Genomic DNA, 25,163 nt, shown 5'->3' with positions numbered 1-25,163 from the left:
CTTTTAGGGCAGGAAAAGTGGAAAGGGGATTACTCAATCTTCGCCCCGCAGACGGGACAGAACTTCGCCCCTTCTGGAACTATGTGGCCGTTGGGACAGCGCTTGATTTCGTGCCCGCAGTAGGGACAGAAGCGCGCCCCTGGTGGAATCGGCTTGCCACAGTACGGGCAGATTTCCTGCTGGCCTTGTTGCATCGCTGGAGCAACGGGTTGCTGTGGCCCCGCGGGTGTTCCAGCATAGGGCTGGGCCGGTTGCTGGAAGAGCTGGGGAACCAGGACCATTCCGGTTCCCACCCCAGCTCCGGGGCTCTTTCCGAGTTCAGCAGCGACTTGCTTTACCGTGTCCATCTGCATCACTGCCTGAGCGTTGCCCGTCTGCATGAGCCAGAAGAGCCTCTGACGCCACTCGTCGGTGGTGTTGACGCCCTCAATCTTTACATCAACCAGCTCAAGGCCAAGCCTTCTGAAGTCCTCCATCAGCTTTACCTTAACCTGAGTGCTCACCATGTCGAGGTTCTGGAAGAGGTCAACTATCGAGTAAGTGGAAAGGTGCTTCATCATGCCTTCGTTGAAATAAGCGCGAATGAACTTTGTAACGTCCTGAGCGTCGTAGAGGCTCTGCCCCCCGACCACCTCGGTTATGAAGAGAACCGGGTCGGCAACCTTGAACCAGTAGACGCCGTAGTACTTGACCGGAGCCAGTTCCCTCGTCTGCGTTTCTCCTCCGTAGCGTCCCTGAAACTGTTTGGTGCTGACGAAAATTATCGTGGCCTTGAATGGGCTGTTGCTTCCTCCGACGAGCTTGTAGAGGAGTGGCAGGTTCTGCGTCGTTAGGGTGTGCCTTCCCGGGCCGAGGACATCGTAGATTTTTCCGTCGCGCATGAAGACCGCTACCTCGTACTCGTGGACTATCAGCTGGGCGCCCCACTTTATGACCTCATTTGGATAGCGCCAGATTATCTCGTCTTCCCCGGGATTGACCCATTCTATCACCTGAACCATCTCACTCACCCACCGCGAAGCTCATCCTCTGGCTCAAAACCTCTTCAAAGTTAACGAGTTTGTCATCGAGGTTCAGCACCGCCATTCCAAGGGATTGGGGATTTGCAACCTGCGCGTTCAGGTTCTTGGCCTCGTTGAGTATCTCCTCGGCCAGCTCAATCATCTTGGCATCGTACTCTATGAGCCTCTTTATCTCCTCCTCCCTGAACTTAATCCTGTCGAAGTAACCGCGGTAGCCTGCCTCCGCATGTCTGACCCTGCTCTCAAGCATCATGAGCTTCTTCCTTAGGTTCTCAATGGCCATAAGTTGCTGGCAGTTCACCATCGCGCACCTTTGAAGTGCCCTCTCCATTTCCCTCTTGGCCTGGCCGAGTATCTCCGCGACCTTGCCCCTGATTAGCCTGTCGTCTTCCCTCAAAAGTTCCTTCTTCTTGTATCCGTGGAAACCGGGAATCACGAGCTCAAGCTTCTCAACTATTGAGGTCTCCTTCCCCATGTTATCACCTCAAATCGGCTGGAAGTAAAGGTTTCCGGAGCGACCCTTCATGACACCGCTCACTATTCTCTTCTTCACGGCGCCCTTTGAGCCTATCCCCCAGGCCCCGGCAATGCCCGGGACAATCCCACCGAGAATTCCCCATGGAGTTCCAAAGATGGCCGAGGCTATTACACCCAGAACCGCACCCGCTCCAACGACGCCCATCGCCAGGGCGGTGGCCTTCTTCCTGGCCTCGCTCTCCAGCGGGTATTCAGCTGAGATAACCCTCCCATCGGTTCCGTCAACGTAGCCCCAGTATTCGTTGCCCCCATACTCGTAGCGGAGCTCCCAGAGGGGGTAATGAACCAAACCGAGGTAGCGAACCTCGAGCTCAAGTTCCTCCTCGCTTATGTCTTTATCCTCCTGACTTCCTTCGCCCTTCAGGGCGTTTATCAAAGCTACCCTAGCCAGCTCCTCCGCCTCCTCCCTCGACACCTCGGGCTCGTAGTAGCGGCCTTTCTTCACAATGTCCTCGCTGAAGAAGACCTTCCCCCTAATCGGGAAGGGATAGCCCTGAAGGAGGCTCTCGAAGGGAGAACCTGCCGGAATCCCCATGAACTGGACTTCCTCAACGCTCCCCCATCTTCTGCTCCTCCCGTGGAGGTAGAAGAAGTAAACCGGGACCCAGTGAAGTTCCTTTTTGGTTATCTTCGCCCCTGTTATGTCAGCCGGGGCACCATACTGCCTTGAGAGGAACTTGAGGAGAACTCCACCTGCGTCTTTTTTCATCGGCGGGAAGAAGAAGTGTTCACCGGTCTCTTTGGTATGAACGTGAAACGTCGTTCCGCAGTAGGGACAGGTTGCCACTTCAACGGTGTCGGGAACTTTAAACTTGGCCGAGCAGGTGGGACAGGTGACTTCCACTTCAACCACCCCTCTCGACGCGCTGGCCTTCGAGGACTCTAAGGCCGAAGTAACCGCTTAAGACCGAGCCTATTCCGAGGGAGAAGGCCCCTATGCCCAGGTCGTTCACTCCCGCTCCGTAGGCGACTCCAAAGGCCCCGATGAGAAGTCCAAGCACTACACCGCCGAGGTACTCGGCCCTCCTCAGGGTGGACATGGGTTCGGTTGATGCCACCCTCTTTCCGTCCCAGCCCGCGAAGACCGAATGGTATATCGAGTTCTCGAACTTGTAATAGACAGTCCACATCGGCAGGAGCACGAGGCGCGTGTACTTCGGTTCCTCGGCTTTCACATCGAACCAGTCTATCTTGTCAGCTTTCGCGGAATAGCGGTTCCTTATGACGTCTATAGCGTCTTCCCTCATCATCAGCTTTGCCTGTTCCTCGTCCATCTCGGTGTTTAGTATCTCAAGCTTGAGCCTCTCCCACTGGCCCTCGTCAAGGTCGAGCAGGCGCTTCTCCTCTGGATTCGTTCTGGAGTAGTGCTTTATGATGTCGTCAACACCGAAGCTCGCCACCTGCCTCCTGGCGGGCCCTATCAGGTGGAGCGTCTCATCAACGTAGTCGTGATAGTGCTTCTCGACGGTGTGACATCTGGTCTCTGTGTTCCCGTCGCTGTCGGTGTAGGTATGGCACTCCTCCTCAAGAACCGTATACTCAACGTCTCCCTCGACGTGAACGTTCCCAACCCAGTAGGGGGCGTAGTGGCCTTCGATTTCCACTACCTGAATGGAGTCCTTAATTCGCCTGAGGTCAAAGTCCTTCTCAACGGTTCGCCAGAACGCCTCCGCTATCTGGTTTTTGTTCATCGAGGGAACGATGAACATGTCCTCAGTCCTGAGGTTTCCGGTGATGTGGTTCGGAAAACCGCAGTACGGACAGACGGCAACGATTGTCTCGGGGGTCACCTCAAGGGGCGCCCCACAGCGTTCGCACTTATAGGCCTCCATAAACATCCCTCATTTTATCTATACTCACATTGTATTTAAGGATGTCCTTTTGGGGTTTTACTGTCCCTAGAGAGGCGTTCGATAAGCTCAACGACCCTCGGAATGGCGTCCTTGACTTCATCGCTCAGCTCCATCCCAAGGTCTATCTCCCTGACAACAACACCCACGAAATGGATGTCCGCTTTGGCAAGGCGCTCGTCCATTGCCATTAGGAGTTTCAAGCCGTCTATCGCACCCATGAAGTGAGCACTCCTTATCTCTGCCTTTAGTTTTTCAAAAACTTCCTCCCCCCTCAGATGAACTATTTCACCCGCTTCAAGCTTATCGCTGAGTATTGCATCAACTATAACAATCCTATCCTCTCCTTTGTAGTGGTTGGCCAGGAGGAAGACGTCGGTTCCAGCTTCGAGAACGTTGTAGCCCATCTCCTTGAGAACTCTGCCAACTTTAAGTCCAACTCCATCGTCCCTCATGAGTTCGTTTCCGAGGGCGAGAATTAGTGTTCTCATATACTCCCCCAATTGAGTTCCCCCCGATGTTTATGAAGTTTTACCAAAACCCTTATATATACAACTGACAGTTGTCATAATAGTATCAAAGAAACATGTGAGGGATGTTCCTATGGCAAAGAAGATTATGGTCCTTGTTCTCATCCTGGCGGTTTTTTCGGCTGGATGCCTCGTGCAGGTTGGAAGAAATTCATCGGCTTCTCAGAGCTTTTCCCTCAACGTTACAGAGGTTCCGTTTAAAGTCCCCATCAACGTAACTGCCGTAACGGTTAACGTCACGGCCAATTTCACAGGCTACCGTCACATAGTCGTTCACTACTCATATCCGGTGATATTCATAAAGGCCGGGGGGCCTGTTTACAACCTTTCAACATTCAGGCTCTCAAACGATGTTTATATGGTTCCCACATACATGATTCCAGTTTATGAGTACAACGAGTCCCGCGATCCTCTTTCACTAACAGCTTTTCTTATCAACGGCTCCATTGTTCTTCTGAACATTAGGGTTTCGGGAGTCCCCAACAAAACCGTTGATATGACCGTCAACTATGAGGTCGAGAAGTACGGAGCCAATTACCTTGTGAGGCCCCTTCTCGTGTCCGTGAAAAGAATAACCCTGTGGAACGAGACGTTCAACATTACCATGAAGTTCCACGAGCCAATCCAGATTGCCAATGCTCCCCAAGTTGAATTCATAAACGGAACGTATGTTCTGCCCGGTATATGTAAATCCAAGAGTGGGAACATGGTTATCGTTTACAGGTACTCAATAGGGGACGTTTACATCGTTGGACCCACAGGAGAGGGCTTCGTTGGCAAGGTTTACTTCCCCTGCGAGAGAATGAGCGGTTGACTTTCCCTTTCTTTTTATTCATACGCCCAGCAACTGAATTCCCTCTTCTTTCGCTGGGATTTTAAAATCCTCATCGAGCGTCGCCAAGGAGAAGCCGTGCTCTATGCAGGTCGCTAGGATTAAGGCGTCGTTCGGGAGCATGGCGTATTTCCTAATGAGGTCTCTAGCTATCAGAGAAGTTTTCTCTCCAAGTTCCACAAAGGCGTATTCTTCAAGGACTTCAAAAACGAGGTCAAGCTCCTCAGGTAGCTTTTCAGGCTTTCCCTTCAGGCTTCTTGGAGATACATCGGAATAGAAGCCGAGAAGCAGATAAACGACCTCACTGAAGATTATAGGGTTAATGAAGAGAACTACATCGGACTCCATTAAACTCAGGAGAACGTTTCTGGCCTTGGGATTTCCTTTGAAGTGCTCAAGGAGAATCGAGGTATCGAGCAAGACGCCCTTCATACATCTCCCTCTTCATTTCCTTCCACGTTTTGTCGGTTTTTAGCATTCCAAAGAGCTTTTCCATCTTTTTCTTTAGCCTCTCCCTGTTTCGAAGGTATTTGGCCATCTCCTCAACCTCTTTTTTAAAGGCCTCCTCGTAGCCATCGGGAACGACGACTTGAATAACAACCTCCCCCATCTCTCTCCCCGGTTTTAGTTAGTTTAAAGACCTTAAAAAAGTTGAGAGGTCAGAGCCTCGCCACGTGCACTGAACAGGAGATGCACGGGTCGTAGGCTCTCACCACCATCTCGGCCAAAAGCTTCAGCCTCTCCGGGTCATCGTTGTAGTGCTTCTCTGCCATCATCCTGACGTGCTCCTCCATCATCGCCAGGTTGAAGGCCGTCGGCGTTATTATGTCAGCGTAAGCCACCCTTCTGTCCTTGACTTCAAGGGCGTAGACGAGTATTCCACGCGGTGCTTCCGTGGTAGAGACGCCAAAGCCGTCCTTAATCTTTACCTCGTCTTTGGCTCTGAAGGGCCATTTGGCGAGGGCATCATCGATGAGGTCGATTCCACGCTCGATGAAGTAGACGAGCTCGAGGGCCTGAGCAAGGTTGTTGGCGAAGGGGTTCGTTGGCCTGAGCAACTCTTTGTGGTCCTCGTAGAGTTCTTTGGCCTTCCCGTAGAGGAGTCTTGAGTTGTTGACGACGCGCGATATGGCTCCGACCATGAAGGGCTTCCCATGGTAGTGGGAGTGCTTCGCAAAGCTGTGTTCAACGACGAACTCCTTTATGTGCTCCTTATACTCTTCACTCGGGAACTCGTTGCCGTCGCTGGCCTTTATGTAGTCCCCGTAGATTCCGTAGGCGTTACCCCTCGGTTTTACCGCCAAGTGGGTTATCGGCCCCTCAACTTCCTCGTACTGTTCAAGCTTAGTAAAGATCTCAAAGGTGTATTCCGCTTTGGGTAAGGCTTCCTTCAGGCGCTCCTTCATTTTCTCAAGAACGCTTTTGCCGGGAAGCTTTCCGAAGCCACCCAGGATGACGTTCTCCTGGTGTATGGCCCTCGCTCCCAGCTCATCCATAATCCAGCTCCCGAGGTTTTTGAGGTCGAGTGCTATTCCTATCTCCTTCCTGTATTCCTCAACCATGTGGAGTGGCCCGGAGTAGCCGAGGTAGTCGGGCAGAACGAGAAGGTAGAGGTGGAGAGCGTGGCTCTCTATCATATCGCCTATGTAGAGGACCTCCCTTAGGGCCTGAATCTCCTCGCGCGGGGTGAATCCTATCGCCTTCTCCGCCGCTTCCACCGCGGTCAGTTTGTGCGCCGCCGAACAGAAGGAGCATATCCTCGGGTAAACGGCCAGGGCCTCCTCGAGTTTTTTGCCTATGGTTATGGCCTCGAAAAACCTCGGCCCTTCGATGATGTTGAGCTTGACCTCCTTGACGCCATCGTCGCCAACTACAATCTCAACCCCGCCTTTGCCTTCCACTCTCGCTATGTGGTCAACGGTGATTGGGAGGTAAACCCTGCTCATTCTTTCACCCCCTCGAATATCTTGTTGACCATTTCCTCGACCTTTGGATTGTGGGCGTTGAAAATCTTCATTCTCTCCAGGATTTCCTCCTTGGTCAGACCCTTCTCCTTGAAGACCCTCGCGAGCGAGTCGAACCAGGCAACGTCGTAGCCTATCGCGCCCCTGCAACCGATGCACGCTATACCATAAGCAGGACAGCGGGCGTTACACCCGGCCCTCGTTATCGGGCCGAGGCAGGGCTCACCCTTCTCCAGAAGCACGCACGGATTTCCGTTCAGCCTGCACTCAAGGCAGACTGGATAATCTATGTCCTCCGGCCAGGAACCTATTAGGAACGTCCCGAGGGCGTAGAGGAAGTCCCTCTTCTCCGGTGGACAGCCGTAGATGTTGTAGTCCACCTTGATGTACTTCGAGACTGGCTCGGCCATCTTGGGCTGGAACTTGACCTTGGCATCGCTGTAAACCGTCTTCCAGAGCTCCTCAAGTGGCTTATCCTTTTCCCAGCTCTGGACACCGCCCTGAACGGCACAGGAACCGACGGCCACCACTATCTTCGCGTTCTCGCGGATTTTCTTAACGAGTTCAACTTCTTCCTCCGTAGAGACGCTTCCTTCGATAAAGGCTATGTCAACCGGCTCATCCTCGACGCTGTTCCTCTCGAGCATGTACCAGCATACGATTTCAGCGTTTGGAATGAGTTGTAGGAGCTCGTCCATCATAGCTAACTGGAGCTGACAGCCGTAGCATGAGGTTAGAGCGTAAAACCCGATGCGGATTTTTTTCTCCTCCATTCCCATCACCTCAGTCGAGCAACCCGGGTGTTGAAACTATATCAAAGTAGCCGAAAACCGGCCCGTCTTTGCAAATGTACTTCCAGCTCGTGCTCGTTCCGGCAACGCAGTGACCACATTTTCCGATTCCGCACTTCATCTTCCTCTCCAGGGTTACGTAGATGTTCTCTGGCTTGTAACCGTATTCTATGAGGGCCTCGAAGACTGACTTGTACATCCTCGGGGGACCGCAGATGGCTATGGCCGTCTTCTTGGGGTCGGTGTTTGCCTCTGGGATAAACTTCTGGGGCCTGCCGTGTCTCCCTGGCCAGTCCGGGTCTCTGGTTACGCTCTGGATTATTTTGACGTTCTCAGCTTCCGCTAGGTCCTTCATTGCCTCAAGCTCCTTGTAAAAGAGCAGGTCTTTACCGTAGCGGGCAGTATTGATGAACGTTATGTTGCCGTACTTCCAGCGGTTGTCCATCGCGTAAAGGAAAACGCTCCTCAGCGGGGCCGTTCCCAGTCCAGCGGCGATGAGGAGTAAATCCATGCCCTCCCACTCATCAACAGGGAAGCCGTTGCCGTAGGGACCGCGAACGAGAACCGTATCTCCGGGCTTAAGCCTGTGGACTACAGTTGTCACCCTTCCCGCCTTTCTGATGCACAGCTCAAAGAAGCCCCTTCTCATCGGCGAGGAGCAGATGCTTATCGGCACCTCTCCAACGCCGGGAATGGTCAGCTGGACGAACTGGCCCGGCCTGAAGGTCCACTTCTCGGCTATCTTCGGGTCCTCAAAGCGGAAAAGGAAGAGCTTTTCCTTTTCCGTGAGCTGGTAGACCTTCAGAACCTTAACCCTGTGGAGGGCGTACGGGTTATCGTCGGGCATCATAATATCCTTGGGTAATTCGCTCATACGTCCTCACCCCTGATGTTTTCCGCATAGGCAAAACCTTTCTTTGGAATCTCTTCGGCTATTTTCCCGGGGCAAGAGCGCTCTTCGAGGCCGAGGATGACGCGCAGGTTCCTCACAAAGCTAATCCCCGCCGGACAGAATGCCGTACAGCGACCACATCCCACACAGAAGCTTAGGCCCAGCTTTTCGTTGTAGGAGTTTTTACAGAGGTAGCGGTTTCTAAAGCGGTCCTTTTTGGTTGGTCTGAAGTTGTGACCGCCGGCAACTAAGCCATGACTTCTAAACTGGCAGGAGTCCCAGCGCCTTTCCCGATAGCCCGTAACTCCGTCAAGGTTCACCACGTCCTGCACTTCATAACAGCGACAGGTGGGGCAAGTGGTGTTGCATATTCCACATGCCAGGCATTTCTCGCTCTCCTCGTCCCACATGGGGTGCTCCATTTCGAGCTCAAGGAGATACCTCAGGTCGCTCCAGTCCTCGTGGTACCTGAAGGCCTCGCTTCTCTTCCTCTCGAACTCCCTGAAGGCGCAGATATCCTTTGTTGTAACCTCTTCAAAGAGCTCGATGTTCTTGTCCACTATTCTGTGGCCGGTGGGGGTTCCAACCCTAACCAGCCATCCATCTGGGAGCTCGTGGAAGAACAGGTCAAAGCCGTCATCGGCAAAATCGGTCTCCCTTAGGTTGCAGAAGCAGTACTCATCTGGCATGCAACTTATTCCGATTATGATTCCCTTCTCCCTGCGAACCCTGTAATACTTGTCGGGAAGCTCGTCGAGGTAAACGGTGTCGAGTATTTTCAGGCCAAAGATGTCGCAGGCGTGCACTCCAAAGAGGACAAAGGGTTCAACGTCTTCAATCGTTTCCCTGTATTCGGGCTTCCTCAGGTCGAACTCGAAGAGCTTTTCCCTAGGCCTGAAGAAGAACTTTTTCGGAGGCATTATCGTCCTGTTGTAGTGAAATTCCACCTTTCTGACGTCGTCAACTTCGCGGAAATCGTAGAACTTCTCTGAAATCCTTACAGGGGCATAGAGCTTGCCCCACTCCTTGAGCCTTTCGAGGAACTCATAGGTGTTTTCTTTCGGCAACTTAACGTATCTCAACCCAATCACCTCCGATGAACATAAACATACACACGACCATTTTTGTTCCTCAGTATGAACTCTGCCGGAGCCTAAAAAAGCGTTTTTAAACCCGAGAATTCTAAACCAAAGGTTTACATCGTTTGTTTAGCCTAACGGGGAAAGAAGAACAAAAGTGTTTTAGCAACTATACACCGGAAAGCTTTTTATTAGGTTGTCCGAACGAATGCCGGTGTGTGAGATGAAAAGCAAAACATTCGTTGCAATCGCACTTATCCTGCTAGTCATTCCATACGCCTTTGCCCTTGAGCCCTCCCATCTCTGGAGCTACTCCGACACATGCGCCGTCTTCTCGATGGCCTTAAACGAGAACGGAGCGATTGGGCTGGCCTTCGGATACTACGCTGAACTGCTGAGTCCCGACGGAAAGCTTCTCTGGAAGGCACCAACAAGGGGGATAGCCTATTCCTCAGCTCTTTCCGACAACGATATTCTGCTCATCGGCACCGAGGGCAGGTGGGTTCAGGCCTTTAAAGACGGTAAAGTCCTGTGGGAGAGGAACCTGAGGGAAGCCGTCGTCAGCGTTTCGATTTCTCAAAACGGCAGTATCGCCGTTGCGGGCGATGCCTCGGGCTGGGTTTACCTCTTCCGGAACGGTAAACTCGCCTGGGAAAAGCGCCTGGGAAACTACACATGGAGCGTTCTCCTGTGGGGGAATAAGGTTCTCGTTGGTTCGGACTCGGGGCTGTGGGTGTTTTCAGCTTCCGGACAACCCCTGTGGAAAACCAATCCCGGCCCGGTTAGGAAAGTTCTGGTAGCCAGAGATGAGGTTCTGGCCCTCGTGGTTCCGCAGTCGGAATTGTGGAGTGAGCTTATAGCGTTTGATGAAAACGGGAAGGTCCTCTGGAAGAAAAAGTTCAACGGCTATGCCAGGGCCGTTGATACCGACGGGAATGGCATCGCGGTTGCCGGGAACTTCGGGAACGTTACCCTTCTTGCCCTCGATGGAAAAGCCATCTACTCCGTTCCCCTCATCGGCTACGCCTACGACGTTGGAACCAGAGACAATTACACCGTCGTTAGCTATGGAAAAACTGCCGAGCTTATAGCGCCCAACGGAACTGTTGTGTGGTTCCAGCGCTTCAACGGGACCGCTTACCACGTCGCCTTTTCGCCCAAGGGCTACTTCCTGACGGAATACGGCTCCCATGATGTCCAAAACTGCTACAGCGTCATTGAGGCGTGGTCCCTCGGCGAGGCCCGACCTACCGTCACCTCGACCGAGGAAACCGAGACGTTTGGCTTTAACCCCTACGTTGGTCTCTCCCTGCTCTTGGCTATCCTGCTGTTGGGGGTTCTACTATGGCGGAAGCGATAATAGCTAAGAACCTCGTTAAGCGCTATGGTGACTTCGAGGCCGTGAGGGGTGTTAGCTTTAGTGTGAAGAAAGGGGAAGCCTTTGCCCTACTGGGTCCCAACGGTGCCGGAAAGACGACCACCGTGAGAATGTTAACGACCTTAACGTCAATTACCTCTGGGGAGGCCTACGTCAACGGTTTCGACGTCAAAAGGGAGAGGCTCGCGGTTAGGAAGTCAATAGGCCTTGTTCCGGACGTTTCGAACCTCTACGACGAGCTCACAGTAAGGGACAACCTAAGGTTCATGGCGAAGCTCTACGATGCCCCCCTTGAGAGGGTTGAGGAGCTCATAAGGGAGTTCGAACTTCCAGCCGATAGGAAGTTTGGGAAGTTGAGCACGGGCTTTAAGCGGAGGGTGACGATAGCCTCAGCATTGATTCACGAGCCCGAAGTCCTCTTCCTCGATGAGCCGACGAACGGGCTGGATGTTCACTCCGCCAAGGCCGTCAGGGCGCTCATCAGGGTTCTAAATAAGAGGGGCATGACTGTCTTCATAACGACCCACAACATGGTTGAAGCTGAGACGATTCCGCAGAGGATAGCGATAATGAGGGAGGGAAAGATAGTAGCCGAGGGCAAGAGGGGTGAGCTCGCAAAGTTAATCGGAAAAAAGGTCATTGTAAAGCTCTCGGTCGAGCCTTTGACATCTTCTCTCCTGAGGGCCCTAGAGGAGTACGACGTTTCCTTCGATGAGGGGAGGCTCCTTCTGGAGGTTGAAAACGTCGATGAATTCCTCGAAAGGCTGTACTCTTTAAAGACCGAGCTTGGCTTCAGGATTGAGGGCCTCTGCACAGAGGTTCCGAGCGTTGAGGACGTTTTCGTTGAGCTGACCAAGGGCTGTCCCTGCGGGGGGTGTCCGCTTTGAAGGTCCTTGCAATAGCTGAAAAGGAGCTTAGAGAGTACGTTCTAAAACCCGGTTCGATAAGCTGGGGCATCGTTTTTCCGCTGGTTTTCACCCTGGCCTTTGCAGTTCGCTTCGGTGACGTTGACCACCTTGCCCCGGGTCTCGTTTCGATTTCCGTCCTCTTCGGGACGACCTCCTTCGTCTCGTCCTCGATAATCTTTGAGAGAAGGCTTAGAACCTTTGAGAGACTCCTGGTTGCCCCGGTGAGTTATTCTGAAATCGTTCTGGCCAAGGTTCTCACCGGTTCGATATTCGGACTCTTCGTCGGTTTCGTTAGCCTTCTCTTCCTGAGGGCTTTCATGGTCTATCCGATATGGAACCTTTCACTCTTTGTGCTCTTTCTCGTTCTGTCAGCCTTTACCTTCTCGGCCTTGGGCCTCTACGTTTCCCTCGTCGTCGAGAATCCAATAAACGCCATGACGTGGCTCAACCTGATTAGGCTCCCCATGATGTTCACGAGCGGTGCTATAGTTTCTCTCCTCCTTTTTCCGAAGTGGTTCCTCGTTGTGGGCCTCGTAACTCCGATGACGTACTCCGTTGATGGCCTTCGCTTCGCCATGCTCCACTACTACGACGTCGTCAATCCGATTTATGCCTTCCTCGTCCTGCTCCTGCTCTCGATGGTCTTCCTTTACCTCTCAATCCTCAGGGTTGAGCGCCTTTACTGAACCTCAGAACGAAGAACAGGATGACCATGAAAACCGTTATGTATTCGCTCCAGACAAAGGGAACGATGCCAACAACGCCGAGCGTAAATATTATCGCCAGGATTATCACAATCACGAGCAGAACCCTGTAAACGGTCTTCTTCTCCATAGCATCACCGGGAAAAAGAGGGAAAAGAAGCTTAAAAATCAGCCGGTCGAGTTGGCAGTTGTGTTGGCAGAGCAGACAAGTGGCTGAGGCTGGTACTTGAAGAGGTCCGGATGGAGCAGTTCGGCCATCTCGCGGATTGCCAGTACAATCCTCGGGCTCGGTCTCTGGAAGACGTTGGGATCGCTGACAGTGTAAACCCTGCCCTCCTTCGCGGCTTTGATCGTTGAGAGCGGGCCTGAGCAGAATATCTTCGGGTCAACGTAGGCTGAGGCTATGATAACCACGTCCGGGTTCCTTGCTACGATTTCCTCTTCACTGACCGCTTTCCAGCCAGTAATGTCCTCGAAGGCATTCTTACCTCCTGCAATTTTGATTATACTGTCCGCGAAGGTGTCTTTTCCGGCTATCCAGTAGCCGTTGTACGTACTAACGAGATACATCACACTCGGCCTGCTCTGGTTGGCCACGAGGCCCTCAATGTAGCTTATCTGTGCTTTCATCTCGGCTATCACCATCGAGGCCTGTTCCTCCCTGTTGAGAATCTTTCCAATGAGCTCAATTTGTTTGTATATTCCCTCGATGCTCTTCGGGTTGACGATTACAACTGGCGCTATCTTTTCCAGACTTTCAAGGAAGCCCTGCTTGTAGAACACCGCGTTGTCCGCTATGATGAGGTCGGGCTTGAGCTTGGCAATCTCTTCGAGGTTGGCGTAGGCTCCGTAGCCACCGACCTTCGTTATGTTCTTCACTGCAGGAGGCCAGTCTGCATATTTCGTAACTCCAACGAGCTTGTCCCCGGCTCCAAGGTAGAATATTGTCTCAGTAATGCTTGGAGCAAGTGAAACGACCCTTTGTGGCTCCTTCGGGATTGTGACGGTTCTGTTGGCCATGTCCTTTATTGTGAGTGGATACTTTGTCTTGAAGGCATCTGGGTGGAGGAGCTTTGCCACAATCTCTATTCCCTTTATTATCCTCGGGCTCGGGTGAATTAGGTCGTTCTCGTTCTCAATCATGTAAACGTGGCCCTCTTTAACGGCGTTGGTTCCTGCAAAGAGCTTGTAGGCCTCTTCAATCGTCATTCCGCAGTGGGGTGTCAAGATTATAACATCGGGGTTCCTTGCTATGACCTCCTCAGCACTGACCTGTGGCCATCCCTTGGTATCGTTAAAGATGTTCGCTCCTCCGGCTATCGTGATAACGTCGTTGATGAAGGTGTTTTTGCCCGCGGTCATGAGGGGCTTGCTCCAGGTTACGAAGAAGACTTTGACCTTTGGCTGATTCTTCGTGAGTTCCTTTATTGCATTTACCTTTGCGTTGAACTCATCAATGACTTCCTTCGCCCTGTCCTCCCTGTTGAAGATTTTTCCGAGGAGCTCAATTGCCTGAGGAATCTGATCAATGCTCTGTGGGGCTATTATAACAACCGGTGCTATCTTTTCCAGACTTTCAAGGAAACCCTTCTTGTAAAATACTGCGTTGTCTGCTATAATAAGGTCCGGTTTTAGTTCTGCTATCTTTTCAAGGCTTGCGTAGGCACCGTAGCCTCCAACTGAGGTGATTTTCTTAACTTCGGGAGGCCAGTCCTCGTAACCTGTGACTCCAACAACCCTGTCGAGAAGTCCCAGATAATACAGGTCCTCGGTTATACTTGGGGCGAGTGAGACAACGCGCTTCGGTTCCTCCTTTATTGTTACTGTTCTGTTTGCAAAGTCCTTAATCGTTATTGGGTAGTAGCTCTTTTCCATCTGCGTTGAACTCGAGCTCGTGGCTGGGCTCTTTGTTGAGCTGGTTGTTGGGCTTGAGGCTGGGGACGTCGTTGATGAGGAACTTTTCGTGGGGGTAGTTGAATTTGAGGCTATACATCCGGTTGCTATAACAGCTCCAATCAGGAGCAAAACAACAAGCACCGCTGTTTTTTTCATGGTTACCACCTGGACGTTTTGTCCGGATTAAATGTCCAACTATGTTGAGAAGGAGAGGTTTTAAAAGTTGTGGACTATGCCTTACCAACTCTGAAAAGGTCAACACGAGTTATGATTCCAACAATTTTTCCCTCTCTGTTCTGGACGAGAACAGCTGGATTGTCCTCAAGGAGATACTTAACAACTTCCAAGTCTTCCTCCTCATTTACGATGGGGAACGGTTCCTCCATTATCTCCATGACCTTTCTGTCGTAGATGTCCTCGTACTCAAGGCTCTGTCTTACGAGTGTCCGCTCGGTTACAGAACCCACTACCTTGTTTCCAGAAACAACGGGAATCTGAGAAATGTTGTGCTCGTTCATAAGTCTAATTACCTTTTCCACTTTCTCATATGGCTTAACATATATTACTGGCGAAGACATGACATCTTTTGCTTTCAGTTGAGCCTTTTTGCATTCTAGAAGAGCTTGAAGAATTCTGTTCAGCGTTGAGAGCCTTGGGTCAACTTTACCGGCTTCGAGCTTCGCTATGTACGCTTGAGTAACCCCGGCTTTCTTTGCAAGTTCCTCCTGAGTTATGCCGAGCTCCTTTCGAATTCGCCGGATTTCTCTGGGATCAATTGGCCGAGGTATTGTTACCATAAATAACCACCAGTTATTTATGGAGCTAAGAAGTTATAATCCTTTCTAATACTGTAGGCCGGGCACAGAGGCCCGCGGTCATTGCTCCCGCGGGTGGATGCTCCCGGCCCTGTGGGCTCGGCGTGAGCACGCTCCGCTCATCGAACCCGACTACCTCGCGGAGGCGGGAAGACCGAGCCCGTGCGAGGGGTATTGTCCCCTCGCTGTCGGCGATTTAGAATAGAAAACGGGCCTTAAAAGTTTAGCCCACCGAGATAAGGACGACACCCACGACAGCTAGAATCAGACCCTCGAATATCCTCGCGTTTGGCTTCTCCTTGAGAAGCAGGACGGCCAGTAGCGATGCTATTATTGGATTTATCGCTGAAACCGGTGCCGCTATTGGCGAACCGACGAGGGAGACCGAATACACGAAGAGATACTGCCCAAGGATTAGGCCCAGGACGGCGGCACCGGTGAGGGCTATTGCTTCCCTTCTGCTTATTTTTCTGACCTCTTCACCATATCTTGGAAGGAAGACCGAAATTCCCAGGGCCGCGAAGACCATCCTAATACCTGCAAGCTGAAGGGAAGGCATGCTTCTCGTGAGGTAGTCCATTATAGTTATGGCAACGCTCCATGAAATTGGGGCGATAAAGGCGAAGAGGAAACCGAGCCTGTCGGCGTGCTCCTCTTCTTCAGCTTTCTTGACCACGATGATTGCTAGGACGACGAGAACGGCACCAATAATCACATGGGGCTTGACCCTTTTGCCCAGAAAGAGGATTGCCCACAGAATCGCCCAGAGGGGATATGTTGAGGTTATGGGAACTGTTCTCGAGACGCCCATCCTTTTCAGGGCGTTGAAGTAGAAGTAATCGCCTATAACGAAGCCGAACTGTGCTGAGATAAAAGCTAGGACGAGGAGTCTTGCTGGAAGTTTAAAAACGCTCAGGTTTCCGGTTAGGGCGAAAATTATGAGAAAGAGCGTTGAGGCAACGTAAAGCCTGAAGATATTTGCCCCGATTGGCGACAGCTTTCTGAGGCCTAATCTAACCAGTATCGTCGCCGAGGCCCAAGAAAATGCCGATGCAAGCGCCAATGCGACCCCTAGGATTAACGTTTGCATGGTTCCCACTCTGGAGGAAGCCTTAAAAAATTAGCGCTTTAGCGTTTAGATGAAGGTATGAAAAAAGGACTTAACCGTCCCGGTGAACTACTTACGATGATGACCTCGGCAGTGCTGACGAAAGGATGATGACGATCTTGAGTGCTGAAAAGAGAAAAGGTCAGCGGAGGATTACGTTTATCTTCCTTGGCCTTATTGACACACTGTACTCTCTGGAGACTTCTGTGATAATTCTGTTTATTGTCTCAGTTATTTCTCGTTTTATCCTGTCATCTGAAACACCTGAATATGCCCCAAAGAGGCCCCCAACGCTTTCTTTGACGAAAGATGCCTCGATATCAACGTAGACTGTCGAACCCTGAATCTCGTGGTTGAGCTTAAGCCACTTAAATGTAACCCTTGGAATGAGCTTCAGCTCTGCATGAACTCTGTTTTTCAGGGTTTCTATTGCCGGCTCTATTCTACTCCTCAGCAGAGTTTCTTCTGCTTCTTTCTTCTTTTCCTCTGTGAAAGGAGCTAGTTCCTCTATTCCTGCTTCTTTCAGCAGTTTTTCAACTTCTTTCTCGAGTAATTCTTTTTTGGCAAGTATCTCCGCAGCTTTCCCACTGGTCACAACTCTTTTTGCTGTATCTGGTTTTTGAAGTGCCCTTTCTACAACTTCAACTTCAATATTGTGAACTGTGATATACCGGTCTATTGAGCTTGATAGTTCCTTTGCGTGTCTATTCAAAATCGTCCTGACTGTTTTTTCAATAGTTGCTCTGTCAAAGGGAGCTTCAACTACTATTGAAAGATTTATTTCAAACTCTCTTCTTCCCTTTACGTCAAAATAAGCCCTGTTAACCTTTATTCCTGCCGTTTCTAACTCTTTAATCACCGTTCTTGCGAAATTGCTAAAGTATGGCCAGACATCTTCAAGAACAGATAACTGAATCTTTCCGTCCCTCGTAACAGCTCCTGTTTTCTTTTTGTCTTTCTCAACAATCTCATGCGGTCTTGCTTCCTCACCGTTTAGAATAACACTTATATCCTTCAATATGGGCTTGTATTCTGCCTCCCTGAGTATTATAGGGGCATACTTGCTTACTATGTGGAAAATTCTTTTCTCCGCTATTTCTACCTGCCTTCTGTCAGTACTCTCAGTTGTTCCATAGACCCTTACATTTAGATAGACAACACCCTCACCGACGTTTGCATCGAACTCAATTCTGCTTATAGAAAGCCCCTTGATTCTATTGGCTTCTCTTATGATGTTCTCTGCATATTTCTTAAAGGCCCCCTCTGGAAGTGTGCCCCCAGTAAAATTGACAACGATCTCAGGCTGGGCTGGCTTTTGGGGCTCGAAAGAGGGTTTTCTAACAGCTAGTGTTTCAGATTGAACTGTTCTTGAAGTTATCTCTTCAGGCTTCTGTGTTTGAATTATTTTTCCAGATAGAAGTTCTTCGAGGGGAACTTTGGGAGTTTCTGAATATATCTCGAGGTTTTCGGCTATTGAAAGCTTCATTTCAATTTCGTCCAAAGAGTACACATCAACAACCATGGGCTTTTCAAGTATTGACTTAAGAAGGGTAACTGCTTCTTCTCCAATCAAAGTCTGCTTATTGTCAACTACAAGGCATTCTACAGCCAGAACTTTTGAAGTATCAAGGAGCACGGTTATGTAGTACTTCCCATTTTTGTCTTTGGCGAAGATCTTTAGAAAAGCCCCTTTTCCCTGACTAAGAGCCTGATTAAGAAGATCTCTAAGCTCACTCGCCGATGTTATTACAACGTTCTCAACGAGCGGTGTTTTATCCGGTAGCTGCATACCCACCACCATTATCTATATATATCCCCATTCTCATTAAAGAATCCGTAGGTAGGGTCACGGTTTAGTATATTAGAGCCCCTATTTAAACATTGTTGTGCATAAAGTGGGTGATAGTCATGAGAATCCTCATACTTGGAGGGGGAGCCCTGGGGCGTTCAATAGCAGAGGCCCTCAGGGGAGAGTTCGATGTTGTGATAGTTGAAAAAAATGAAATCCGAGCGAGAACTCTTGAAGAAAGCGGTTTTCATGTAGTTCACGGTGATTTTTCATATACAGCTACTCTCTTAAAAGCGGGAATTGAGAAATCAGAGCTCGTGATAATAACAACTATGGACGTTGAAACAATAAAAAAGACCGTCTACGTCATCAGAACAAACAATAAAGAAGTTCCTATAATAACGGTGCTCCCCGATGAAATAAATCTTGAAGAGCTCAAGACGAGCATAAAAGAAAGCTTTGAAGCAGACGTTAATGTGGACTATGCAATTTCCCCCAGAACGGCTCTAAGAGATGCTCTGATTAGGATGGTAAAGCACATTGGAGAAAAAAAGAATGTTAATCTTCTCGTTAAAAAACTCAGGGAACTAAAGGCAAATGGCGATTCTCTGCTTATAGTTATGCATGACAACCCTGATCCAGATTCTCTTGCAAGCGCCGCAGCTCTAAGCCTTATAGCTCAAACCCTTGGATTCAAAACAAAAATAGTTCACGGTGGGGAGATCACTCATCACGAAAACAGAGCCTTTATCAATCTCCTTGGAATCGAAGTAACTCGCGTTTCTAGAGGTTCATATGAACTAAGAAGATATCCTTACATAGCTCTAGTTGATTGTCAGCCCAATGGAAACCTTACAATACTCGAGAACTCCGACTACGAGAGGATTAAAATTGTCATCGATCATCATCAGGTTCTCCAGCACCTCTCCGATGTCCTTCCTGATGATGCATTCCTGGACATAAGGCCCGACGTCAATTCAGCATCATCAATCCTCGTGGAGTATCTCAAAGGCCTCAACATAGCAGTTTCACCGCCCCTCGCGACTGCCCTCTTCTACGGCATATACATAGACACAAAGAAGTTCTCGAAGCTGAGCCCCGTCGATTTGAAGGCAATAGAATTTTTAGCCGGTAAAGTTGACTACGAGCTCCTTGATAAGATAGAGCACCCCGACATAAGTACCGAAACCGCCGAAATCCTCGCGAGAGCCATAATGCACAGGAGGATATACAAAAACATAATAATAAGCAACGTAGGTTTCATTACCAACCGCGACGCCCTTGCGGAAGCAGCGGACTTCCTCCTCAGGCTGGAGGGCATAACGACCGTCCTCGTCTTTGGAATCGTTGACGACAAAATCGAGATTTCAGCAAGGACGAGAGACGTTAGGGTCAATATCGGTGCCGTTATGAAGGAGGCCTTCGGAGAACTCGGCTCCGGAGGTGGCCACGCGAGGGCCGGAGGGGCCAGGATACCCCTTGGAATCTTCAAGCTCGCCAAGGACAAGAACTCCCTCCTTAAGCTCGTTGAGGAAGCGGTTACAGAAAGGTTCCTGGAAGCTTTAAAGGTGAAAGAAGGTTAATCCTCCTTTGCCTTCACGAGGACTATGTCCCCTATTGCAGTAACGCGGTCGTAGGGGACTCCAACCTTTTCTCCCGGCAAAACAAGCGCGAGTACTTTTCCTTTTCCCCTGTCAATCTCGATTAAGACCTCGTCAACGTAACCCACGTAGTTGCCCTTCGTATTGTAAATCTGCTTGCCGTAGAGCTTTGAAAGCCTCATCACCATTTCAATCACCGCCTTAGGTTATCAATGAGCATATTTAAGCGTTGCTACTTTCTTTTTTTGCCAAAGTTCCTGAACTTCTCGAAACCCCACCTGCCGAGCGCCCCAAAGAAAATGAGGGCCATGGCACTTCCCGTGAAGATGAGGATTGCCGTAACTCCGTGCTCAACGGACTGAAAGCTTCCGTAGTTCTTCAAGATGAGCAGAGCGGTAGTGGTCCCCCCGAGGTAAGTCGCGGGGCTTACAAGCGCGTCGGTGAAGTTCGTTGGTTTTACTAAGAGGCCCGTTCCGAGAACAATTCCAAGCATGAGGTTGGCAAACCGGGCGTCTATCCCTCTATAGACCCACCATAGTGCGAGAATAAGCGTCATTGCGATTCCTAGGAGGAAGGAAACAGACGATGTCCTGAAGTTCCACCCCTCATCGGCCCTAATCCCAAGGAGGGCCCCGATGATGAGCCCAACGTAAATCCCGTAAGCAAAGAGCTGGTTCTCGTAGGGCCCGTATGCAAGAACGGCAAGTAAAAACCCAAAGAACGCGCCCGTTCCTGCGAAGGTAAGCATGGCACCAACGTTTACTTTCATTCTACCACCTCAATCCTAATTCTGTCCCCATCACGGAGACCGAGTTTCTCCCTCAGCTTGACGGGGGCAACTATCTCCGCTATCTTTGGCGGATGGACGGTTCGCGAGGGTATTACTATAGCCCCTTCTATCGAGTCAATCCTCACGCGGTAGGCTTTAACGTCCCCAAAGGTTCTGCCCCCTCTTGTGAACCCCGGGATTATGACCGGCCTCGCGTTGCAAAGGGCATCGAAAACGGTCTTCGGGAAGAGGACTCGGACGTTTAGGGTTCCAGGGTAAGGCTCAAAGCCGAGATATTCCCTTATTAGAGGAGAGTACTGTTTAACGTAATAGGCCCCCTCACCGAGTCCCGACACAACCTCGCCTATTATTACCCCGGTGGAAAGTGCCTTCGAAATCTCCTCGCAAAGGTCTCTTAGAAAGCCTGCCCCCTCGGGTGTTACCTCAATGAAAGTCCTTTTGCCCTCCACGAGTCTCTTTATGAGCCCTTCTTCTTCCATCTCCCCCAGAAGTCTAAGAACAGTCTGGGGGGAAACGTTAAGTTCGTTTGCGAGCTCTCTAACGGTTACGCGAACCTTCTTTCCCACTGCCCCCCTGCCGGCGAGCAAAACCAGGAGCTTGATTTTCTTCATCGGTTGCACCTCTTCGAGAGCTTATCAGCGAGCTTGAGGGGTTTCGGATATCCATTATCGTTTAGTATCTTAACTATCTCAACTGCTGAGGTCAAGTCTATCAGATGCCCGACGCTTACATAAGCTTTTCCTACCCTTCTGTACAGCTCGGGCGAAACCCCCCGTAAGGGTTTCCTTGCCACCCCGATAACGGGCTTTCCGATGAGAAGCCCTATGTGGGAGGCCAGACCATAGCCCCTTGGGTGGGCCCTTCCGTGTCCCTCCACCAGTAGAACGTCGAAGTTAGCGTTTCCAACCACGAGCAGGACTGGCCTTGTCTCTCTGAGAAAGAAGTAGGTTGGAACGTAGGGAAATCCAACCTGCGTTTTGACAGTTCTCGTTTCAAGCACCTCGCATTTTGGAAAGGTGCACACCACGAGGGCCGAGACTGCCGTGTTTCCCCGGTAGGAGACATCAACGGCACCTACGGTTTTGACGTCTTCCCTTCTCACGGGTCTCTCGGTTATCCTTTTCGAGAGTCTCTCCTGAACCTCGGCAATTTTTTTGAGTTTTTCCCGAATTATGTAATTGTTTAATTCAATCATTATTCAATGCCTTCTCAAGCTTTTTCTCAAGGCTTCTGTTGAGCTTTGCCCTCACCAAATCCTCGAGTGTCCTCTCAAGGACGTAGCGTGCCTGGTCCTGCTTCTGCCTGACGTTTACTAGACCCTTCGGGTACTCAAGCGTTATAAAGGCGTTGTAAACGCTCTCCATTTCGCGGTAGACATTTTCTGCCCTTTCAATGTCCCCCTCCAGGAGTCTGTGAAGAAAATACCTCCTGAGCTCGCCGATGAAGTCCCCAATACCCAGGGCGTAATCGGCGTGGGGAACGCCCAGCTTCTCAGGGGACGGATACGGTTGGCCTTCAACGTAGCTGAGGAGGAGCGAGGCCTCAACGAACTCCTGGTTGGCGGTCTGAACGTAGCCGGAGTAGTAGAGGTCCGGGTGGTCTTTCAGCATCTCCCTGAGTCTTTCTACCCTCTCTCTAGTTTCTTCCCAGCGCTCCTTTGCGAGGTTTAGCTCTCCGCGGTGGATTGCTTTAACGGTATCTCCGCTAAGCCTGACGATTTCCCTCGTAAGTTTAAGGGCCTCCTCCCTCAGGGAATCTTTCTCGTCCAGAACGCTCCTTATGGCCTCTATAATCTCCTCCATCTTCATGCTCCCACCGGAGAAGGTTGGAGAAACGCCTTAAAAATGTGGGCTTGGCTATCCCCCACCCTCATCGAAGGCATCGCCACCCTCAGGCGGTCCGGAGGCCAAGCCCTGTCCGCCCGGCATCGTCTTACCCGTTCATCGAAGGCTCAACCCACTCCCGGGCCCGGGCCACCGGGCGGAGACCGTCGTAGAAAATTATTCGGGGTATATTTTAAGGCTTTCGAGGTTCATAACCAGTAGGAATGTTAGTTTTCCTAATTCATGCCGAAAATTATATAAGAGCTCCGCCGAAGCGAGCCTTGCTAAAGGAAAAGGTGGTGACGCTCATGGCCGAGAAGGTTAGGAACATCGTCGTTGAGGAGCTCGTAAGGACTCCTGTTGAGATGCAGAAGGTTGAACTCGTCGAGAGAAAGGGTATAGGTCACCCGGACAGCATTGCCGACGGTATCGCCGAGGCGGTCAGCAGAGCCCTCAGCAGGGAGTACATCAAGAGATACGGCATAATCCTCCACCACAACACTGACCAGGTTGAAGTCGTTGGCGGTAGGGCCTATCCGCAGTTTGGCGGTGGAGAGGTCATAAAGCCGATTTACATCCTCCTCTCCGGAAGGGCAGTTGAGATGGTTGACAGGGAGTTCTTCCCGGTCCACGAGATAGCCATAAAGGCCGCAAAGGACTATCTCAAAAAGGCCGTTAGGCACCTTGACATCGAGAACCACGTTGTCATAGACTCACGCATCGGACAGGGAAGCGTTGACCTCGTGGGTGTCTTCAACAAGGCCAAGGAGAACCCGATTCCGCTCGCCAACGACACATCCTTTGGAGTCGGCTACGCCCCGCTCAGCGAAACGGAAAAGATAGTTCTTGAGACTGAGAAAGCACTCAACAGCGACGAGTTCAAGAAGGAATGGCCGGCCGTCGGCGAGGACATCAAAGTCATGGGTCTCAGGAGGGGAGATGAGATTGACCTCACAATAGCCGCGGCTATAGTGGACAGTGAAGTTGAAAACCCCGACGAGTACATGGCAGTTAAGGAAGCTATCTACGAGAAAGCTAAAGAGATAGTCGAGGCCCACACAGAGAGACCTACAAAGATATACGTTAACACAGCCGATGATCCAAAAGATGGAATTTATTACATCACTGTCACAGGAACGAGCGCGGAAGCTGGAGACGACGGTAGCGTTGGAAGGGGCAACCGCGTAAACGGCCTCATCACTCCAAACAGGCACATGAGTATGGAAGCCGCGGCCGGAAAGAACCCGGTTAGCCACGTTGGAAAGATATACAACCTCCTCTCTATGCTCATAGCCAACGACATAGCCGAGCAGGTCGAGGGAGTTGAGGAGGTCTACGTGAGGATTCTGAGCCAGATAGGCAAGCCAATTGACGAGCCCCTCGTTGCCAGCGTCCAGATAATCCCGAAGAAGGGCTACTCAATCGACGTCCTCCAGAAGCCGGCCTACGAGATTGCCGACGAGTGGCTAGCCAACATAACGAAGATACAGAAGCTGATTCTTGAGGACAAGCTCAACGTCTTCTGATTCCCTCTTTTTCGACCTTTCCTTCTTAAAAGTTTGGAAAGTTCAGAAAGCGGAAGAGTTCTGTTTGAGCGTTCTTAGAAGTTTAGCCTCTTCCATCATCAGTGCAAGTTTTTCGCTCTTAACCTTTGCAAGTTTGTGGGCGACGTCTTTTTTCTGTTTTGCCATTCTCACTAGCTTTGCCTCTTCAAGGATTAGAATTTCTTTCCTTTTCTTAACAACCTCAAGTCTTCTATGAAGTATTGACTTAACCCTCTCCATGCTATCACCTAATCTCTTAGGGGAGCCTAAACCTTATAAGGTTTTCGGTAAACGTTAAAGTTAATTTAGTCAATTGTCGATAGAAATTAATTAAAGTTCATGTGTTATTCCATAAATGGAGGTGAAGAAAGTGCGAATAGTTGCAGTGACTGATATACATGGTAACAGAATGTGGGTTGAAAAGTTTACTAGTTTGGTTTCACATTCGAATTTCGACGTTCTTCTTGTTGCTGGTGATATAACACACTTTTCAGGAATTGAAACAGCTAAAGAAGTCCTCAAACCGCTATTAAGGTTGGAAATCCCAATTCTTGCAGTTCACGGCAACTGCGACGGCAGAGACGTCCCCCAACTGCTCGATGAACTCGGCATCGGCCTTCACGACAAGAGGGTTGAAATCAACGGCGTCGGCTTCATCGGCATTGGGGGCTCCAACATAACCCCGTTCAACACTGTTTGGGAACTCACCGAGGACGAAATTATGAAAATCCTTGAGCGGAACTACCGCCCCGGAGATGTTATTCTCTCTCACGTTCCTCCGAGGGAAACCAAAGCTGATAGAATTCATTCGGGCCTCCACGTTGGAAGCAAAGCTCTGAGGGAGTTCATTGAGAGGAACCAGCCACCCCTCGTCGTCACCGGGCATATACACGAAGCCAGGAGCGTTGACAGGGTCGGAAAAACAGTCATCGTTAATCCCGGCCCGCTTTTCAGGGGTTACTACGCCGTTATCGAGCTCAATGAGGCGACAAAAAAGGTGGAAAACGTGGAGCTCGGGGAACTATAACTCAGACCAACTTTTTCTCCTTTAAAACTTTCTCCATTCTGTCCATAGCTTCCTCGAGCTTCTCGTAGGCCGTTGCATAGCTTATCCTGATGTAGCCCTCACCGGCCTTTCCGAAGGCCGAACCCGGAACGACGGCAACTTTAGCTTCTTTGAGCATTAACTCGCTGAACTCCTTGTCTGTGAGGCCGGTGTCTTTAATGCGCGGGAAGATATAGAAGGCTCCCTTCGGTTTAACGGTCGGCAGGCCCATCTCGTTCAGCCTCTTCCAGACGAGGTTCCTCCT

At 50.6% G+C, this 25,163-nt stretch carries 30 protein-coding genes; 7 read left to right on the top strand and 23 right to left on the bottom strand.

The genetic code is table 11. From position 1 onward, the window contains the following. Positions 1 to 29: 29 nt before the first annotated feature. The 5 genes from MVG27_RS06175 to MVG27_RS06155 are packed head-to-tail and all read right to left on the bottom strand — an operon-like array spanning position 30 to position 3,900. The gene (locus MVG27_RS06175; protein WP_297468651.1) at positions 30 to 1,001 is read right to left on the bottom strand and encodes an SPFH domain-containing protein; all 972 of its coding nucleotides are present in this window, start codon (positions 999 to 1,001) and stop codon (positions 30 to 32) included. Position 1,002: 1 nt separating this feature from the next. Next, positions 1,003 to 1,497 carry a hypothetical protein gene (locus tag MVG27_RS06170; protein ID WP_297549688.1) on the bottom strand — a complete coding sequence of 165 codons (495 nt, stop codon included), beginning with the start codon at positions 1,495 to 1,497 and terminating at the stop codon, positions 1,003 to 1,005. A 9-nt stretch (positions 1,498 to 1,506) separates the two neighbouring features. Continuing rightward, on the bottom strand, positions 1,507 to 2,412 hold the full coding sequence (locus MVG27_RS06165) for a hypothetical protein (RefSeq protein ID WP_297556361.1): 906 nt from the start codon (positions 2,410 to 2,412) through the stop codon (positions 1,507 to 1,509). After that, a complete protein-coding gene (locus tag MVG27_RS06160; RefSeq protein WP_297549692.1) occupies positions 2,405 to 3,391 on the bottom strand; it encodes a hypothetical protein in 987 nt (328 codons plus the stop codon). The genes MVG27_RS06165 and MVG27_RS06160 overlap by 8 nt, the downstream gene beginning before the upstream one ends. Before the next feature lie 35 nt (positions 3,392 to 3,426). Next, a complete protein-coding gene (locus tag MVG27_RS06155; RefSeq protein WP_297549694.1) occupies positions 3,427 to 3,900 on the bottom strand; it encodes a hydrogenase maturation protease in 474 nt (157 codons plus the stop codon). A 112-nt stretch (positions 3,901 to 4,012) separates the two neighbouring features. Between MVG27_RS06155 and MVG27_RS06150 the strand changes: the two genes are divergently transcribed. Further along, on the top strand, positions 4,013 to 4,753 hold the full coding sequence (locus MVG27_RS06150; protein WP_297549696.1) for a hypothetical protein: 741 nt from the start codon (positions 4,013 to 4,015) through the stop codon (positions 4,751 to 4,753). An 18-nt stretch (positions 4,754 to 4,771) separates the two neighbouring features. On the opposite strand, the gene MVG27_RS06145 is transcribed toward MVG27_RS06150, so the two are convergent. From MVG27_RS06145 to hydB, 6 genes are read right to left on the bottom strand one after another with little or no spacing between them, the layout of a single operon-like run. Next, entirely contained in the window at positions 4,772 to 5,203 is a 432-nt protein-coding gene (locus MVG27_RS06145; protein ID WP_297549699.1) for a type II toxin-antitoxin system VapC family toxin, read from the bottom strand. Continuing rightward, positions 5,166 to 5,381, bottom strand: coding sequence for a hypothetical protein (locus tag MVG27_RS06140; protein WP_297549701.1), 216 nt, complete (start codon positions 5,379 to 5,381; stop codon positions 5,166 to 5,168). The genes MVG27_RS06145 and MVG27_RS06140 overlap by 38 nt, the downstream gene beginning before the upstream one ends. 49 nt (positions 5,382 to 5,430) lie before the next feature. Further along, the gene (gene hydA, locus MVG27_RS06135; RefSeq protein ID WP_297549703.1) at positions 5,431 to 6,717 is read right to left on the bottom strand and encodes an NADPH-dependent hydrogenase/sulfhydrogenase 1 subunit alpha; all 1,287 of its coding nucleotides are present in this window, start codon (positions 6,715 to 6,717) and stop codon (positions 5,431 to 5,433) included. Further along, positions 6,714 to 7,508 carry an NADPH-dependent hydrogenase/sulfhydrogenase 1 subunit delta gene (gene hydD / locus MVG27_RS06130; RefSeq protein WP_297549731.1) on the bottom strand — a complete coding sequence of 265 codons (795 nt, stop codon included), beginning with the start codon at positions 7,506 to 7,508 and terminating at the stop codon, positions 6,714 to 6,716. Before hydD ends, hydA begins: the two co-directional genes overlap by 4 nt. A gap of 10 nt (positions 7,509 to 7,518) precedes the next feature. Continuing rightward, positions 7,519 to 8,400, bottom strand: coding sequence for an NADPH-dependent hydrogenase/sulfhydrogenase 1 subunit gamma (gene hydG / locus MVG27_RS06125; RefSeq protein WP_297549705.1), 882 nt, complete (start codon positions 8,398 to 8,400; stop codon positions 7,519 to 7,521). Continuing rightward, positions 8,397 to 9,500, bottom strand: a complete 1,104-nt coding sequence (gene hydB / locus MVG27_RS06120; protein ID WP_297549707.1) for an NADPH-dependent hydrogenase/sulfhydrogenase 1 subunit beta — start codon at positions 9,498 to 9,500, stop codon at positions 8,397 to 8,399. The genes hydG and hydB overlap by 4 nt, the downstream gene beginning before the upstream one ends. A gap of 220 nt (positions 9,501 to 9,720) precedes the next feature. Between hydB and MVG27_RS06115 the strand changes: the two genes are divergently transcribed. The 3 genes from MVG27_RS06115 to MVG27_RS06105 are packed head-to-tail and all read left to right on the top strand — an operon-like array spanning position 9,721 to position 12,469. After that, positions 9,721 to 10,857: a PQQ-binding-like beta-propeller repeat protein gene (locus tag MVG27_RS06115; RefSeq protein ID WP_297549732.1), complete on the top strand. Its 1,137-nt coding sequence runs from the start codon at positions 9,721 to 9,723 to the stop codon at positions 10,855 to 10,857. Further along, positions 10,842 to 11,762, top strand: a complete 921-nt coding sequence (locus MVG27_RS06110; RefSeq protein WP_297549709.1) for an ABC transporter ATP-binding protein — start codon at positions 10,842 to 10,844, stop codon at positions 11,760 to 11,762. Before MVG27_RS06115 ends, MVG27_RS06110 begins: the two co-directional genes overlap by 16 nt. After that, the gene (locus MVG27_RS06105) at positions 11,750 to 12,469 is read left to right on the top strand and encodes an ABC transporter permease (RefSeq protein ID WP_297549711.1); all 720 of its coding nucleotides are present in this window, start codon (positions 11,750 to 11,752) and stop codon (positions 12,467 to 12,469) included. Before MVG27_RS06110 ends, MVG27_RS06105 begins: the two co-directional genes overlap by 13 nt. Here the strand turns inward: MVG27_RS06105 and MVG27_RS06100 are convergent. The 5 genes from MVG27_RS06100 to MVG27_RS06080 all read right to left on the bottom strand — a co-directional run bounded on the left by MVG27_RS06100 (position 12,447) and on the right by MVG27_RS06080 (position 18,095). Then, positions 12,447 to 12,617: a hypothetical protein gene (locus MVG27_RS06100; RefSeq protein ID WP_297549713.1), complete on the bottom strand. Its 171-nt coding sequence runs from the start codon at positions 12,615 to 12,617 to the stop codon at positions 12,447 to 12,449. The genes MVG27_RS06105 and MVG27_RS06100 overlap by 23 nt on opposite strands. 38 nt (positions 12,618 to 12,655) lie before the next feature. Further along, the gene (locus MVG27_RS06095) at positions 12,656 to 14,539 is read right to left on the bottom strand and encodes an ABC transporter substrate-binding protein (RefSeq protein WP_297549715.1); all 1,884 of its coding nucleotides are present in this window, start codon (positions 14,537 to 14,539) and stop codon (positions 12,656 to 12,658) included. 74 nt (positions 14,540 to 14,613) lie between these two features. Beyond that, a complete protein-coding gene (locus MVG27_RS06090; protein ID WP_297549717.1) occupies positions 14,614 to 15,180 on the bottom strand; it encodes a CBS domain-containing protein in 567 nt (188 codons plus the stop codon). A 241-nt stretch (positions 15,181 to 15,421) separates the two neighbouring features. Continuing rightward, on the bottom strand, positions 15,422 to 16,288 hold the full coding sequence (locus MVG27_RS06085; RefSeq protein WP_297556359.1) for a DMT family transporter: 867 nt from the start codon (positions 16,286 to 16,288) through the stop codon (positions 15,422 to 15,424). Positions 16,289 to 16,448: 160 nt separating this feature from the next. Continuing rightward, the gene (locus tag MVG27_RS06080) at positions 16,449 to 18,095 is read right to left on the bottom strand and encodes a hypothetical protein (protein WP_297556380.1); all 1,647 of its coding nucleotides are present in this window, start codon (positions 18,093 to 18,095) and stop codon (positions 16,449 to 16,451) included. A 119-nt stretch (positions 18,096 to 18,214) separates the two neighbouring features. Here MVG27_RS06080 and MVG27_RS06075 point away from each other — a divergent pair, with 119 nt between their 5' ends. Continuing rightward, on the top strand, positions 18,215 to 19,678 hold the full coding sequence (locus MVG27_RS06075; protein ID WP_297548332.1) for a DHH family phosphoesterase: 1,464 nt from the start codon (positions 18,215 to 18,217) through the stop codon (positions 19,676 to 19,678). On the opposite strand, the gene MVG27_RS06070 is transcribed toward MVG27_RS06075, so the two are convergent. From MVG27_RS06070 to MVG27_RS06050, 5 genes are read right to left on the bottom strand one after another with little or no spacing between them, the layout of a single operon-like run. Continuing rightward, positions 19,675 to 19,884: a PRC-barrel domain-containing protein gene (locus tag MVG27_RS06070; RefSeq protein ID WP_297548343.1), complete on the bottom strand. Its 210-nt coding sequence runs from the start codon at positions 19,882 to 19,884 to the stop codon at positions 19,675 to 19,677. The genes MVG27_RS06075 and MVG27_RS06070 overlap by 4 nt on opposite strands. Positions 19,885 to 19,928: 44 nt before the next feature. Beyond that, positions 19,929 to 20,465, bottom strand: a complete 537-nt coding sequence (locus MVG27_RS06065) for a hypothetical protein (RefSeq protein WP_297548334.1) — start codon at positions 20,463 to 20,465, stop codon at positions 19,929 to 19,931. Continuing rightward, positions 20,462 to 21,097, bottom strand: a complete 636-nt coding sequence (locus MVG27_RS06060; protein ID WP_297548336.1) for a CTP-dependent riboflavin kinase — start codon at positions 21,095 to 21,097, stop codon at positions 20,462 to 20,464. The genes MVG27_RS06065 and MVG27_RS06060 overlap by 4 nt, the downstream gene beginning before the upstream one ends. Further along, positions 21,094 to 21,681, bottom strand: coding sequence for an endonuclease V (locus MVG27_RS06055; protein ID WP_297548337.1), 588 nt, complete (start codon positions 21,679 to 21,681; stop codon positions 21,094 to 21,096). The genes MVG27_RS06060 and MVG27_RS06055 overlap by 4 nt, the downstream gene beginning before the upstream one ends. Continuing rightward, positions 21,674 to 22,294: a haloacid dehalogenase gene (locus MVG27_RS06050; RefSeq protein ID WP_297548339.1), complete on the bottom strand. Its 621-nt coding sequence runs from the start codon at positions 22,292 to 22,294 to the stop codon at positions 21,674 to 21,676. Before MVG27_RS06050 ends, MVG27_RS06055 begins: the two co-directional genes overlap by 8 nt. A 323-nt stretch (positions 22,295 to 22,617) precedes the next feature. Here MVG27_RS06050 and MVG27_RS06045 point away from each other — a divergent pair, with 323 nt between their 5' ends. Continuing rightward, a complete protein-coding gene (locus MVG27_RS06045) occupies positions 22,618 to 23,835 on the top strand; it encodes a methionine adenosyltransferase (protein WP_297556377.1) in 1,218 nt (405 codons plus the stop codon). 42 nt (positions 23,836 to 23,877) lie between these two features. Here MVG27_RS06045 and MVG27_RS06040 read toward each other — a convergent pair whose 3' ends face one another. Continuing rightward, a complete protein-coding gene (locus MVG27_RS06040) occupies positions 23,878 to 24,093 on the bottom strand; it encodes a hypothetical protein (RefSeq protein WP_297550411.1) in 216 nt (71 codons plus the stop codon). A 130-nt stretch (positions 24,094 to 24,223) separates the two neighbouring features. Here MVG27_RS06040 and MVG27_RS06035 point away from each other — a divergent pair, with 130 nt between their 5' ends. After that, positions 24,224 to 24,880: a metallophosphoesterase gene (locus MVG27_RS06035; RefSeq protein ID WP_297550409.1), complete on the top strand. Its 657-nt coding sequence runs from the start codon at positions 24,224 to 24,226 to the stop codon at positions 24,878 to 24,880. A 1-nt stretch (position 24,881) separates the two neighbouring features. Here MVG27_RS06035 and MVG27_RS06030 read toward each other — a convergent pair. Then, positions 24,882 to 25,163 (bottom strand): aminotransferase class I/II-fold pyridoxal phosphate-dependent enzyme (locus MVG27_RS06030; protein ID WP_297556357.1); only part of this gene is annotated, 282 nt, incomplete at its 5' end.

This window comes from Thermococcus sp. (genome assembly GCF_027011145.1).
Lineage (GTDB): Archaea > Methanobacteriota_B > Thermococci > Thermococcales > Thermococcaceae > Thermococcus.
The sequence above is the reverse complement of the archived record's forward strand: the minus strand, read 5'-3'. Positions and strand labels throughout refer to the sequence as shown.